At 24.9% G+C, this 13,885-nt stretch carries 14 protein-coding genes; 3 read left to right on the forward strand and 11 right to left on the reverse strand.

What is annotated here, in order from left to right; genetic code table 11:
• Nucleotides 1-123 precede the first annotated feature (123 nt).
• The 5 genes from AC4FQW_RS10640 to AC4FQW_RS10660 form a co-directional block, all read right to left on the reverse strand.
• Nucleotides 124-2,046 (reverse strand): FAD-dependent oxidoreductase, encoded by a 1,923-nt coding sequence (locus AC4FQW_RS10640; protein WP_491148986.1) that lies wholly within the window; start codon nucleotides 2,044-2,046, stop codon nucleotides 124-126.
• 230 nt (nucleotides 2,047-2,276) lie between these two features.
• Nucleotides 2,277-3,239 (reverse strand): 1,4-dihydroxy-2-naphthoate polyprenyltransferase, encoded by a 963-nt coding sequence (locus AC4FQW_RS10645; RefSeq protein ID WP_491148987.1) that lies wholly within the window; start codon nucleotides 3,237-3,239, stop codon nucleotides 2,277-2,279.
• A gap of 13 nt (nucleotides 3,240-3,252) precedes the next feature.
• Nucleotides 3,253-4,128 carry a LysR family transcriptional regulator gene (locus AC4FQW_RS10650; protein ID WP_303129136.1) on the reverse strand — a complete coding sequence of 292 codons (876 nt, stop codon included), beginning with the start codon at nucleotides 4,126-4,128 and terminating at the stop codon, nucleotides 3,253-3,255.
• Nucleotides 4,129-4,141: 13 nt separating this feature from the next.
• The gene (locus AC4FQW_RS10655; RefSeq protein ID WP_491148989.1) at nucleotides 4,142-5,179 is read right to left on the reverse strand and encodes an FAD:protein FMN transferase; all 1,038 of its coding nucleotides are present in this window, start codon (nucleotides 5,177-5,179) and stop codon (nucleotides 4,142-4,144) included.
• A gap of 262 nt (nucleotides 5,180-5,441) precedes the next feature.
• Complete coding sequence (locus tag AC4FQW_RS10660; RefSeq protein ID WP_303129134.1) at nucleotides 5,442-5,921, reverse strand: FMN-binding protein; 480 nt, start codon at nucleotides 5,919-5,921, stop codon at nucleotides 5,442-5,444.
• 196 nt (nucleotides 5,922-6,117) lie between these two features.
• On the opposite strand from AC4FQW_RS10660, the gene AC4FQW_RS10665 reads away from it, so the two are divergent.
• Nucleotides 6,118-6,513, forward strand: a complete 396-nt coding sequence (locus AC4FQW_RS10665; RefSeq protein ID WP_303129132.1) for a NusG domain II-containing protein — start codon at nucleotides 6,118-6,120, stop codon at nucleotides 6,511-6,513.
• 5 nt (nucleotides 6,514-6,518) lie between these two features.
• Nucleotides 6,519-7,040, forward strand: coding sequence for a Gx transporter family protein (locus tag AC4FQW_RS10670; RefSeq protein ID WP_303129131.1), 522 nt, complete (start codon nucleotides 6,519-6,521; stop codon nucleotides 7,038-7,040).
• Between the two features lie 59 nt (nucleotides 7,041-7,099).
• On the opposite strand, the gene AC4FQW_RS10675 is transcribed toward AC4FQW_RS10670, so the two are convergent.
• The 6 genes from AC4FQW_RS10675 to AC4FQW_RS10700 are packed head-to-tail and all read right to left on the reverse strand — an operon-like array spanning nucleotide 7,100 to nucleotide 12,907.
• Nucleotides 7,100-7,930 (reverse strand): ABC transporter substrate-binding protein, encoded by an 831-nt coding sequence (locus tag AC4FQW_RS10675; RefSeq protein ID WP_491148991.1) that lies wholly within the window; start codon nucleotides 7,928-7,930, stop codon nucleotides 7,100-7,102.
• A 16-nt stretch (nucleotides 7,931-7,946) separates the two neighbouring features.
• Nucleotides 7,947-8,876 carry a prenyltransferase gene (locus tag AC4FQW_RS10680; RefSeq protein ID WP_491148992.1) on the reverse strand — a complete coding sequence of 310 codons (930 nt, stop codon included), beginning with the start codon at nucleotides 8,874-8,876 and terminating at the stop codon, nucleotides 7,947-7,949.
• Nucleotides 8,876-9,715: a carbohydrate ABC transporter permease gene (locus AC4FQW_RS10685; protein WP_303129126.1), complete on the reverse strand. Its 840-nt coding sequence runs from the start codon at nucleotides 9,713-9,715 to the stop codon at nucleotides 8,876-8,878. The genes AC4FQW_RS10680 and AC4FQW_RS10685 overlap by 1 nt, the downstream gene beginning before the upstream one ends.
• Complete coding sequence (locus tag AC4FQW_RS10690) at nucleotides 9,696-10,508, reverse strand: carbohydrate ABC transporter permease (RefSeq protein WP_491148993.1); 813 nt, start codon at nucleotides 10,506-10,508, stop codon at nucleotides 9,696-9,698. Before AC4FQW_RS10690 ends, AC4FQW_RS10685 begins: the two co-directional genes overlap by 20 nt.
• A 55-nt stretch (nucleotides 10,509-10,563) precedes the next feature.
• Nucleotides 10,564-11,844: an ABC transporter substrate-binding protein gene (locus AC4FQW_RS10695; protein ID WP_491148995.1), complete on the reverse strand. Its 1,281-nt coding sequence runs from the start codon at nucleotides 11,842-11,844 to the stop codon at nucleotides 10,564-10,566.
• Nucleotide 11,845: 1 nt separating this feature from the next.
• The gene (locus tag AC4FQW_RS10700) at nucleotides 11,846-12,907 is read right to left on the reverse strand and encodes an ABC transporter ATP-binding protein (RefSeq protein WP_491148997.1); all 1,062 of its coding nucleotides are present in this window, start codon (nucleotides 12,905-12,907) and stop codon (nucleotides 11,846-11,848) included.
• A 221-nt stretch (nucleotides 12,908-13,128) separates the two neighbouring features.
• Between AC4FQW_RS10700 and AC4FQW_RS10705 the strand changes: the two genes are divergently transcribed.
• Nucleotides 13,129-13,740 (forward strand): class I SAM-dependent methyltransferase, encoded by a 612-nt coding sequence (locus AC4FQW_RS10705; protein WP_491148998.1) that lies wholly within the window; start codon nucleotides 13,129-13,131, stop codon nucleotides 13,738-13,740.
• Nucleotides 13,741-13,885 lie beyond the last annotated feature (145 nt).

Below are 13,885 nucleotides of genomic sequence, written 5' to 3' on the forward strand. Positions count from 1 at the left end.
TACTTTATTAATATAAAGTCTGATAATATAACTTATAAAAATACTATTATCACACACTACATTAATATTTTTATATAAAGTAGAGAATAAATCATTCTCTACTTTATAATAATTAAATACTAATTACTTACCATGTATTTCATATATTGGTTCTCTTTTTCCCATCCATAAGTTACCAACAATTTTATTAATCCAAGGCATTACATAATAGTCTAATCCAAATGTTCTTCCAGCTCCACACATTAAAGCAATACTACCAAATGTAAACCATAATATATCCCATCCTGCCATTGCAGAGAATATAAAGTTAACAGTCATAAATGCTGATGCTGCTGATGCTAAAAATGTAAATAATCCAGCTATTAAACATAACCCTATAGCAATTTCTGTTAACACAACTATCCTTTGGAACCAAACTGCCACTTCAGGATTTGGCATAAATATCTCCATTATAGATTCATAAAACTTTGGCATACTATCAAATATAGGTGTTGGCATATTTGATACAGCTGCATCAGTTGTAGCTGCTGATGCTCCAGTAACAGTATCTTGAAGCCAAGAAAATGGCATCTTTACATTACCCATCTTCATCCAGCTATCCCATCCTATTGTCATATTATCAAATAAAGATTGGATGTAAGCACCTATACTTCCACCAGCTGCATCTGATGCACTTGATGCAGATTCAAATGCTTTCTTCCATGTTTCTTCTCCAATTAATTTTTTAAGACCTTCAATAAGCCATAAAGATCCTATATATATTCTAAGAGGAACAAGCCATAACCTATTTCCTTTTGATGATAAATGACCTCGCATTATACATCTTCTTTCCTTCATAGCAAAGAACTCATGTTGAAGATAATTATATACGGCATGTACATTATTAACTCCGAATAAATAGACCATATTTATAAGATGTTTCATCACCATAGCAAAAAATCCTGATAACTTAATTCCCATAAGGTCTGCTACTGCATATCTTCCACCTATAGATACCATGAAACCATGATAACTTGATTTAAATTCAACTTTTTCTTTATTTTCTATTGATGCTATTATATTTTTAGCAGCTGTTGTTGCAGTTTGTTCTGCTGCTTCAACTATTTGAGGATTTGATTTTCCTCCATTTTCCTCAACATATGCTACATCTCCAACAACATATACATTTTCTTTTCCTTCAGCTTGCATATATTTATTAGCTAAGTATCTTCCTGCTTTAGCTTTCTTTACATCAACATCTTCTAAGTCTTGATTTGCTTGTACACCACACGTCCATATTAATGTTTCTGTTGGAATCACTTTTCCATCTTTTAATTTAATAGTATTTTTAGTTACTTCAACTATTGGCGAGTTTTTAAGAATAGAAACACCATGCTTAACCATATATTTTTCAGCTTTATCTGCTTGCTTTCTATCAAGCATATTTAATATTGTTGACATAGCTTCAACAACTAATATCTTTATTTCATCTTCACAAATTCTATATTCTCTAGCTAAAGTAGTTTTCCACTCTAGTAACTCTCCAGCCATTTCTATTCCAGTAAACCCAGATCCTGCCACAACAAATGTAAGCATTCTTTTTCTTTTTTCTGAATTTCTTTCAAATGAAGCTTCTTTAACTCTATTTTTAATATGCTTCTTTATTTTTAGGGCATCTTCTAAAGACCATAAAGTAAATCCATTTTCCTTTACACCTGGAACTCCAAAAAATGCAGGCTCACTACCTATTCCAACCATTAGATAATCATATTTGTATTCACCTTGCTTTGTAGTAACTACATTATTATCAGTATCTACATTTTCAATAAAATCAACAACAACTTTTACTTTCGTTCTATGAAATATTCTTGAAAGTTCTACTTTAACAGATTCCTCTGGTACTCTTCCACCAGCAACTTCATGTAATTCTGTCATTAGTGTATGATACGGATTTTTATCAATTAATGTAATTTCAACATCGTTATTCTTTTTATACTTTTTTGCTAATTTTTTAGCTGCATGAACCCCTGCATAACCTGCACCCAAAATAACAATTTTAGTTGACATATTATTCCCTCTCTTCTTTAATTTTGTTTTTAATATTTTAATTTAACTTCTTTAGCATGTTTATTCTATAAGTTAAACTTATTACTGTCTATATTTGTTTATTAATTAACAAACAATCTTTTTAAATATAAACCTTATATTTAAATTCCCCTTAACCCTTAAAAATAGCCAACTAATCCCCTACTAATTTCAATGAATATCATAATTTTTTTTTATATATCATAATAAATTTAAATATCTAATATATTAAAAATAACAAAATTGCCAATTAAAGCTAATATATATGCAAAATTTATAATGACAAAATTTTTTACTGCCAATACAAAAGTTTCTGATTTAATTTGCTTATTTTCAAATTCTTTTATATTCTTGTTTACGATAGGAATAGTAAAAAAAACTATAATTGATGTTATAGGTAAAATTTTTAAAATAATTGATATTAAAATTGCAAAGTATCCAAAATAATATAGTATTTTATATAATTTTATAGCAAAATCTTCTCCTATATAATATGGCAACGTGAACCTTGATACTTTTTTATCATCTTCTAAATCACATATGTTATTAGATAACATTATATTAGCTATTCCTGTTATTAAAGGTATACTTACTAAAAATATGCTAATAGTTTCAAAAATATTGATTTTTGCTATAAATTCACCATTTAATATACTTATTGAAAAATATCCTAAATCAAATATATTAATATATATAGTTAAAAATGTAATTAAGAACCCCATAAATAATCCTGAAAAAACTTCTCCAAGAGGCATTCTTGATATAGGTATTGGTCCAAAAGTATAAAATATTCCTATAAAAAAGCATATTACTCCTAAAAATAATACTAACAAACTTGTCCTAACAGTTAATATTATTCCAAATATTATAGATATAAATAGTAATGTATATATAGTTATAATCCCTTTCTTTTTAGAAATTTTATGAATAAACATTGGATTTTTACCAAAATATTTTCCATTACTATGTTTTATTTCATTTTCATAATCACAATAATTATTTATTGCAGTTGTTACCATATCAAAACATATCATTGATATAAACATAAATATTAAATTCGCTAAGTCTACCTTTCCATATCTGTATATACTATATAAAGTTCCAAATAAAAATGGAATTAAGCTAGCTATTTTTGTCTGTATTTCAACAAAACTTAAATATCCTTTTAAAGTCATATTGCTCACCTATTTAAACCGCTATATTTTTATTATCATAATTTAAAACTTTTTCTAAATCTTTAATAAATATATTTATTTTCTTTTTAATTCTATTCTCAATATTTTTTCTATAAGTTATAAATAAGTCATATGACTTTTCATAATTTTTAAAGCCTAAATCTATAAACTCCCCTGACTCTATCTCTGACCTTACAGCTATTTTAGGAACTATTGCTAAAGTATTGCTATTATTTAAATATTCTTTTATAGTGCTTAAGCAATTACTTCTTAAGGTTATATTAATGTTATCAAAGTCTCTAATGCTATTTAAAATATTACTTCTTCCATCATCTAATATAGCTACTGATTGATTAGATATGTTTTCTTCTTTTATTTTTTCTCTGCTTATAAATATAAGGTTATCACTTCCTATATAATTTGATGATAAATCTACATCATATATCATATTGCACCCTACAACTATATCTGACTTATTATGAAGTAATAAAGATTGTTGATTACTTTCCCAATTATTATTTATATTAACATTAAAATTTTTAAATATTTTCCCTATATCTTTTGCAATTCTAGAAACTAAGAAATTTGCTGATATATTAGCATTTGTTATTTCAAGGTCGTATTTTAAAGAATTTTTTATATTTACATCTTGTACCATATTATTATGATAATTTAAAATTTTCTTTGCGTAATTATACACTATCTTCCCTTGCTCTGTTAATTCTACACCTCTATTACTTCTTTCTAATAATTTTGCTCCAAGCTCTTTTTCTAATTTTAAAAGTTGATGACTTAGTGCGGGTTGAGATATATGTGAATTATTTGCCACCTTAGATATACTTTTTAACTCCGCTACTTCATAAAAATATTTTAAACTATCTATTTGCATGTTCCTTCCCCCTTTAATTAACTAATTTATAATTTTCATTAATTATTTTAAAGTCTTCTTTTATACCATCTGTAACATAAACCTTCTTATCATTAGTTATAAAAATTGCATCTACTCCATCAATTTTATTAACAAACTCTATTCCTTTATCTATTCCTTTGGTAAAAACTAATGTAGATAGTGCATCTCCATCTATTGATTTATCTGATATTATAGATACTCCAGCAATATTTGTTTCATATGGGTACCCCGTTTTAGGATTTAATATATGATGATATTTTTTACCATTCTTTTCTATATACCTTTCATAAATACCACTAGTTACAACAGATTTATTAGCTACAGTAACTGTACCAATTGCATTACCTCTATCAGTAAATGGATCTTGTATACCTATCTTCCATTTATTATTTTCTTTTTTATAACCTAATGCATATATGTTTCCACCAAGATCTATAATTGCTGAATTAACACCTTCTTCTTTAAGTATTTTTGCTATTTCATCAGCTGCATATCCTTTTGCAATACTTCCTAAGTCTAACATCATTCCTTTTTCTTTCAAAAAAATTTCTCTATTATTTTCATCTATGTAAACATTCGAGTAATCTATACTTTTAATAGCTTGTGAAATTTCTTTTTTTGTAGGAACTTTCGCCTCAGGTAATCCTATGCTCCAAAGTTTAACTAATGGTCCTATTGTAATATCATAATCCCCATTAGAAAGTTTTGAGTATTCTAGCCCTTTCTTAACTATATTAAAACTATCTTCACTTAACTTTACAGCTTTTATTCCTGAGTTTTTATTTAAATTATCTATTTCTGTATTTGATTTATTTATACTTACTAAATTTTCCAATTCTACTATTTTATCAAATGCCTTGTCCAATATTTTTTCACTTCCACCATCATAAAGAGTTACCTTTATAGATGTTCCCATAAAAAGCTCAGTTCTACTTATAGGTTCATTATCATTTTTACTTTTACATCCATAAAATCCTATACTAAATACTATAAGCATTAAAAATGTTATAATTTTAGTTTTTTTCCTCATTAAATTCTTCCCCTTTATTATTAATTTTTCTTATACTGTATTAACATTTTGTTTACAGTTCGTTTATATTTTACTTTTTTTATTAAACTTTTACAATATAAATTCTTATTTTTATTTTTCATTTTAAATTCACTTTATATTTTTATAAAATTATTTTTTATAAATTAAATTATTTATTAAATAATCATTTTTATTCAATCATTTTTATAAATAATAAAAATAAGCCAATGATCTTAAATCATTGGCTTAAAAATATATAATATTATTTAACTTCAACTAATTCTTTATCAGTTTTTCCTTCTTTTGCATTATTTAAAGCTTCTTCAAATAAAGTTTTAGCTTTAGCTGATGAATTTGTAGCACCAGTTACTGCATCAAAATCTGCTGATTGAGCTTTAACTACACCTTCTTCAATTTTAACTTCATATTCTGAAGGATTAGTGCCTGCTTTTTCTTTCATCATTTTATTGTATTCTTTATCTTCTCTCTTATCACCTTTATCAGTAAACTCATTATATTTAGCTTCTGTTATTTTTCCGTCTTTTATTGTAACTGAAGCTCTAGCTTTTCCACCATTATCATCTGCATTTTTTGTTTCAACTTCGTATGTTCCATCTTTCATAGTTGCTTCTTGTTTACTATTATCAGCTGCTGGTGCATCAGTTTGTTTATCTCCTCCACAAGCAACTAATGATAATGATAATGCAGCTGCAAATAATCCTACTAATAATTTTCTTTTCATTATTATTCCTCCTAAAAATTTATAAATAAATAAAAAAATTAACTATTTTCATCAAGGATTATACACTGAAATAATAAAACTTTATTAACGTATATTTTTATATAGTATAAAAATTTTCTATTACCAATTTTTCTTGTAATAAATTAAACTTTAATTACAGATTTATTAATAAAATTAATTTATCAGGAGAAAACTAATGAAAATATTCAAAAAATTAGATATTGTTATAATAATTTTTCTTATAATAATATCCTTTACGCCTTATTTTATATCAGCTAAGGCTTTAAATAAAAACTATTCTTCCACTTACGCTAATATAAAGGTGTCTGGAAAATTATATAAAACTATTAATTTATCATCTATTAAAAATGATGAAAAAATAGTTATAAACACAGATAAAGGAACTAACACCATACTTATAAATAAATCAGGTATTAAGATGATTCATGCAGATTGTAAAGATGAACTTTGTGTAAAACAAGGAACTATAAATAAAGTAACAGAAAGTTTAGTTTGCTTACCACACGAATTAATCATTGAAATTAAAGGAGATGAAAGTACTAATGATGATGATATTATACTTTCACATTAATAAATATGAAGTTAAGTAAAACTAGTAAAATGATTTATATATCTTCTTTAGTATCTATGGCTTTAATTCTTTTTACAATTGAAAATATGATACCTGTACCATTTATAACTCCAGGAGCAAAACTTGGACTAGCAAATTTAGTTATAATGATTGCAATATATACATTAGACAACTATAAGCAAGCCTTTTTAGTTTTAGCTTTAAGAATAATTCTCTCAAGCTTATTAGTAGGGAATTTATCTACATTAATTTATAGTTCAGTTGGCGGAATTTTAAGCTTTTTTGTAGCAATTTTAGTTAAAGAACTTTTTAAAGATAAAGTTTCTATAATTGGGGTAAGTGCTTCTGCTGCTGTTTTTCATAATGTTGGACAGCTCCTTGTAGCATCTTTAATCTTAAATAATTTTGGTATTTTTCTTTATTTACCTATATTATCTATAGCAGGAATAGGAACTGGAATATTTGTTGGAATATCAGCAAATTACTTACTAGCTCACTTAAGAAAATTACCTTATTTTAAAAATTAACACTAACTACACTTTATATAAAAAAACACAGATATAAAATTTTATATCTGTGTTTTTTATTAAAATATTTTTGCTATAAGCTTTTCGCCATCATACATATTTTTTATTTCATTATTTTTATACATCCATTCATTACAAAAATTAAAATCATCTAACTTGAAATTTTTTCCATATTCAAACTCAAATTCTTTTAATCTCTCCGCTTCTTTAGTATCATATTTTGCATATTTTAGTCCTATTTCAACCTTTTCTTTATCTGTACTTTCATTAAATATTTTTTTAGCTTCTTCTAAAGACTTATGAAAATTTTTAACTGCTTCTTTATTTTTTATATAATAATCTTCATCAAAACACCACATAACAAGGTTTCTTTTACTTTCTCTTAAACTCCATACTTTTTTAAAACCGTAATCTTCCATTTCTGTTATAAAAGGTTCTATAGCAACTAAACCGTCTATTTTTCCACTTTTTAAAGCTTCCATGCGCTCATAAGTATTATTAATCCATATAATTTCCGGTTTTTTTACTATATCTTTTAAATCCTCTTCTAAAAACAACCTAAACATCCCTTTTCTATTAACACCAAATTTTATTTTTTCTTTTTTACTATCAAATCTTTTTGATACAACTAAACTTATTGTTCTAGTTAAATTTGATGTTATAATACATCTTTTCCCTCTATCTAACATATAAAAAAAGAAAGTTAAATCTCCCATCATAGCATCAGATTCATTTTCTAAAAATGGACTTTTACTACCAAAATTAAAATCATATGGAACTTTTAAATTAACATCTATATTATACTTTTTAAATATTCCAAGTTCCTTTGCAAGAATAGCTGGAATAGATAGTGGATTTTTTCTAATTAATATTAAATTCATTTTATCCATAATAGCTTTCCTTCCTTTACTTAAATACTATAAAAAATAAAAACTCTATTGATACTAAAATATGAAAAGAATATATAAGAAGAAGTGGTCTAGGACCCCATTCTCTTCCCATTTCTTTATAAACTTCCTGTATTTTATAATAATCTTTATAGAACTTTACATATCCATAATAGTAAAATGTAAATAATCCCGTAATAAAAATTATTAAATTTATACTTCCAATAAAATATAAGATTATCCAAGAAACTACCATTACTATTCCTTCTGGAATAAGTATTTTTATTGAATTTCTAAATCCAATTACATGAGGAAGCGTTATCCTTACTCCCTTGTCTTTTATATAATCTGATGTATTATTTGTAGACATCAAAAACACAGTCATTATCATTGAAATTAAAGAATATATAAAAATTTCTAATTTAAAACTTCCTAGTTGTATATAAGCTGATACTAATGAACTTATTAACCCAACAAAAATTCCTGAAACAATTTCTCCAACTGGATAAAGTATATATGGTTTAGGTCCTAAAGAATAACATATAGCTGCAATTAAACTTAAAATTCCTATAATAAGTATTTTTATATCTTTTGTTATTAATACAATTAAAATCCCAGTTGCTCCACCTAATGCAATCATAAACATAAGTGCTATAATCGCATCTCTAATCTTTGCGTCTCCCCTTACTAAACCTTCACTACCTTTATGACCTGTAAATGTATCTTCATTCTCTTCATGTTTTATATAAGCTCTTATTTCATTAGCAATATTAGCTACAATATTGAAACAAAACCCTGAAATAAACATAAGTAGTAATAATAAAACCTTTATATTACCACATAAGTAAGCTCCAAAAAGTCCTCCACTTAAAACTGGAAGTCCAGTTGCAAAGCCTGTTCTTATTTCCATAACAGTATATGCTCTTTTAAAAAAATTTCTATCTTTCATTATTTAATACTCCCTGCTGTTATTCCTCTGTATATATACTTTTGTAAAAATAAAAAAATTAAAATCATTGGTATTATACTTATTATTACTGCTGCGCATATAACATTCCACTCTATTTTATCTGGACCTATAAATTTGAATATTGTAGTTGAAACAGTATTTAAGTTTTCTCCTGGCATATATAAAAAAGGAATGTAAAAATCATTATATATTGATATAACTTTAATCATTGCAATAGTTGCAGTGGCTGGTTTAAGTAAAGGAAATATAACTTTTTTATATAATGTAAAATAATTTCCTCCTTCTAACAAAACAGCCTTATCTATGTCCTTAGGTATTTTTTCAAGCATTTGCAAATAAATATAAATCATTAAAACATCAGCACTTAAATATAAAATTATTGGAGCTAATCTAGTATTGTATATACCTATTGCATCTATTATTTTGAATGTTGCAACTTGTGATATTTCCATAGGTACTATAGATACTAAAAGATACATAAATAAAATAATTTTTTTGTATTTAAACTGGAAACGATTAATAATAAAAGCAACCATAGATCCTATAAGTATACTTCCACCTACTCCAAATAAAATTAATACAAAAGTATTAAAAAATCCTATAAACATTTTTCCATCAATAAAAGCCTTTTTATAATTTTCAAAGTTTAAAAAACTATTAGGAATATCTATTCCATTAGTTGAATTAAACTCATTTAAAGTTTTAAATGACCCAAAAAATACTGTTATAAGTGGAATTAATATAATTAAAGCCCATAAAATTAAAATTATATATTTAATTATTTTTAAAATTATATTTTTAATATTCATATTCATCATTTTTACAAACTCTTTTCTGTATAAATGTCATAACAATAATCACAATACTAATTATTACTGCCATACTTGCTGCAAGCCCTATTTTTTTATTTTCAAAAGCAGTTTTCATAGTCATTAATAAAAATGTTGTTGTTCCATTTGAACCATTTGTCATTATCATAGGTATTTCAAATGCTGATATAGCACCTATTATAAGTAATGTAAAATTAATCTTTAATACTGTATGTATATTAGGTAATATAATATATCTAACTTTTTGGAATACTGTTGCTCCTTCAATTTCTGCTATTTTTAAATATTCCTTTGGTATAGTCTGTATAGCACCAAAATACATAATAAAACTAAATCCTGTAAATCTCCATAAGGATATACTAGCTAAAGTATAATTAACAAATCTTGGGTCACCAAGCCAATAATTTATAATATTTTCAAGTCCTAAAAAAGTTAATATTTGATCAAAAGTTCCATCAGGTGTAAAAAACATTCTAAAAATCATAGAAATTGCCACTCCACTAATTAATAATGGAAATATATAAATTCCTTTAAAAAAGTTTTTTAATTTCACCTTAAAAGATAAAATTATTGCAAGAGATAATCCAATAACAATTTGAACAACTCCAGATATAAAATAATAAAAACTATTTTTAAAAACTTCTATATAATTAGGATCTGTAAATATTTTTATAAAGTTATCAAAACCTACAAACTCTTTGTTACTAGATAATCCATTCCATGAAGTAAAACTATAATTTATTAACGATATAATAGGCAAAAAACCAAATAATACTAACAATAATATAGGAAAAAAAAGAAAGAAAAAGATAATCTTTCTTTCTTTTTTTAAAAGCTTACTTTTCATTATTTTTTACTGCTTTTTCCCACTTATTTTCTAATTCTTTTATATAATCATTATAACTTTTATTTTGATTTGGATATAAGCCTATATTTATAGTATTTTGAAGAACATCATTAAGTCTTCCAACACCAACTTCATTAGCTATATCGCTATATAATTTATCTGTTTCTGGTGTTTCCTTTGGAACTGTAAGTATTATATTATTTTCTTCAAACATTTTCTTTTGATCAGCACTTAAACTATTTTTATCTGGGCTCATTCCGCCAAATTCTTTTGCATAACCACTTTCATTTGAAATAAAGAATTCTAAAAATGCTTTTGCAGTTTCTTTATTTTCACTATTTTTATTTATTCCAACAACTGCTGGCGCTCCAAATGGTATGCTTGTTTGTCCATTAAATTTTACTGGAAATGGAGCTATTTTTATTGCTTCTTTATTGTCACCTTTAGCTAACTTTTGTATATCTGGCACCTCTTGAGATCCCATCATAAACATTGCCACTTTCCCATCAGCAAGCAATTGCATTGACTTTCCGTAATCTCCAGTTATAGGATCCTTTTCTGTTAATCCTTTTGAGGATAAATTATAAAATAAATCCATAACTTCTCTTATAGGCTGTCCTTCCTTAAATGCTGTTCCTTTTTTAAGCATTTCTGATCTATATTGCTCTCCACCATATGAAGTTAATGCTCCACCCCATACACCTAAAGTATTGTTATAGTTTGTATAAAATGGTATAGCATCAGTATTCTTTTTTATTTTTTCACAAGCTTCTATCATTTCTTCTAAAGATGTAGGCATTTTTTCTACTCCAGCTTTCTTTAAAACATTCTCATTATAAATTATACCCAATGAATTTAATGCAGCTGGAAGTCCATAAGATACTCCATTATAATCAGCTTCTGTAACATCTATATATTTTTCTTCTAAATCCTTAACATTTCCTAATGGTTCAAAATAATTTTCATATTCCTCTGGAGTTGCATTCATACTAAACGGTACAAATAAGACATCACCATAGTTTTTAGTGTTCATTCTTGTTGTAATATAATTTGTGTAATCATTTGATGATTCAAATACTACATCTTCAACTTCTGGATATTTTTCTTTAAATTTTGTTTCTATATCCTCGAATAACTTATCAGCATCAGTTCTATCAGTTACAACTGTTATAGTTCCTCCAATCTTTCCTGCTGCTTCTTTTTTCTCTGTTCCACATCCAGTAAGAACAAGTGGTAATAATATTAAAATACTAAGTAATTTTTTTCTCATTTCATTCTCCCCTCATATTTCTTTTGTTATTTTTATTAAAAATATTAGCTTCATTTAAATCAAAACTAATATATAATTCATCATTTAAATTAATATTTTCTAAATTAATTACCTTACTAGTAAATTTCTTATTTAAATAATTTAAATAAACAATATATTCGCTACCTAAGTATTCTATTTTTTCAACTTTTGCTTTTATATTTCCACTATTTAAATTAATTTTTATATTTTCTGACCTAACTCCTAAGATATACTTACCCTCATCTATATTATTTAATAAATCATTCTTTTTTAGTTTTATTGTCCCTTCAATAATTAACTCATCCTTTTTAATTTCTAAATCAAACAAATTAATTTCGGGTTTTCCTATAAATTGTGCTACAAATATATTATTTGGATTTTTATAAATTTCTTTTGGACTTCCTATTTGTTGAATAACTCCATCATTTAAAATGACAATTTTGTCTGCCATAGTTAAGGCTTCCACTTGATCATGAGTTACATATATAGTTGTTGCATTTATTTTTTTATGTAATGTTGTTATTTCATTTGATGTTTGATTTCTAAGTTTTGAATCTAAATTAGATAAAGGCTCATCCATTAAAAATAATTTAGGTTCTCTAACAATGGCACGTGCTAATGCTATTCTCTGTCTTTGACCACCAGATAAGTTTTTAGGTTTAGCATTTAAGCAATCTTGAAGATTTAATATACTAGCAGCCCACATAACTTTATTATGAATTTCTTTTTTATCAACTTTTCTTATTTTCATTCCAAATGCAATATTTTCATATGCTGTTAAATGTGGTAATAAAGCATAGTTTTGAAAAACCATTGATATATTTCTATCCTTTGGTTCAATATCATTTATAACTTTGCCATCTAGTTCTATAATTCCACTTGTAACTTCTTCAAATCCACAAATTATTTCTAAAAGAGTAGACTTTCCACTACCACTTGGACCAACTATTACAACAAATTCTCCTTTACTAATTTCTAAATTGATATTTTCTAAAGTATTAAATTTTTTCCCTTTATACCTTTTAAATAGTTCCTTAAACACTACATAACTAATTTTTATCATCTCCAAATTAATCTATCTTAAAGCATTTTAAATTATACAAATATATGAAATTATTTAGAAATACTTTTATTCTATACAATATAAAAATCTTAAATAACTAAGCAATCAAAATCTTTTATTTTATATATCTTTTCTGTAATTGACTATATTAATATTTAATAATATTATTTTTATGTATAAAAAACATAAGAGGTATTTTAATGAATGAACAATATTATGAAGAATTACTAAATATAAAAACTAATAAAAAGCAAGATTTAGATGAAACGTCAATACACTATAACAGATACGAACCTACTGAATATTCGGCATTAAACGAATTATTTAAACATTATAAATTAAAAGAAAGTGATTCAATAATTGATTTTGGATGTGGTATGGGAAGGCTTAATTTTTTTATAAGTTATTTATTTAATTCTAAAGTTACAGGAATTGAAATGAATCATTACTTTTATAAGCAAGCTTTAATTAATAAAGAACATTTTCTTGAAAAATATAATAAGGATCAATGTAAAATTAATTTTTCTTGTATTTTAGCTGAAGAATATAAAATTAATAAAGAAGATAATAAATTTTATTTTTTTAATCCATTTTCTATTCAAATATTTATGAAAGTTTTAGATAATATTTTAGAATCAGTTTATGAATATAAAAGAGATATAGAACTTATATTATTTTATCCATCAGATGATTATATTTTCTTTTTAGAAAATTATACATTTTTTATGTTATATAAAGAAATACAACTTGAAAGCTTTAAAACTGATTCAAGAGAAAGATTTTTAATATATAAGCTAGCTTATATAAATTAAAATTATAAAATGGTATCTATAAAAAATAGATACCATTAATATTTTCTTATTTTTAATATTAAATTTTAAATTTACTTTTAAAATTAAAAATCATAATATTATAATCTTTCATTTTTTCTCTCCAAATATAGCTCTTTTGATTTCT

The organism is Clostridium sp. TJA085, from assembly GCF_058310235.1.

Excerpts from the sequence above, each read along its gene's own strand:
- AC4FQW_RS10640 (WP_491148986.1), bottom strand. The coding sequence starts at position 2,046 with ATGTCAACTAAAATTGTTATTTTGGGTGCAGGTTATGCAGGGGTTCAT.
- AC4FQW_RS10645 (WP_491148987.1), bottom strand. The coding sequence starts at position 3,239 with ATGACTTTAAAAGGATATTTAAGTTTTGTTGAAATACAGACAAAAATA.
- AC4FQW_RS10650 (WP_303129136.1), bottom strand. The coding sequence starts at position 4,128 with ATGCAAATAGATAGTTTAAAATATTTTTATGAAGTAGCGGAGTTAAAA.
- AC4FQW_RS10655 (WP_491148989.1), bottom strand. The coding sequence starts at position 5,179 with ATGAGGAAAAAAACTAAAATTATAACATTTTTAATGCTTATAGTATTT.
- AC4FQW_RS10660 (WP_303129134.1), bottom strand. The coding sequence starts at position 5,921 with ATGAAAAGAAAATTATTAGTAGGATTATTTGCAGCTGCATTATCATTA.
- AC4FQW_RS10665 (WP_303129132.1), top strand. The coding sequence starts at position 6,118 with ATGAAAATATTCAAAAAATTAGATATTGTTATAATAATTTTTCTTATA.
- AC4FQW_RS10670 (WP_303129131.1), top strand. The coding sequence starts at position 6,519 with ATGAAGTTAAGTAAAACTAGTAAAATGATTTATATATCTTCTTTAGTA.
- AC4FQW_RS10675 (WP_491148991.1), bottom strand. The coding sequence starts at position 7,930 with ATGGATAAAATGAATTTAATATTAATTAGAAAAAATCCACTATCTATT.
- AC4FQW_RS10680 (WP_491148992.1), bottom strand. The coding sequence starts at position 8,876 with ATGAAAGATAGAAATTTTTTTAAAAGAGCATATACTGTTATGGAAATA.
- AC4FQW_RS10685 (WP_303129126.1), bottom strand. The coding sequence starts at position 9,715 with ATGATGAATATGAATATTAAAAATATAATTTTAAAAATAATTAAATAT.
- AC4FQW_RS10695 (WP_491148995.1), bottom strand. The coding sequence starts at position 11,844 with ATGAGAAAAAAATTACTTAGTATTTTAATATTATTACCACTTGTTCTT.
- AC4FQW_RS10705 (WP_491148998.1), top strand. The coding sequence starts at position 13,129 with ATGAATGAACAATATTATGAAGAATTACTAAATATAAAAACTAATAAA.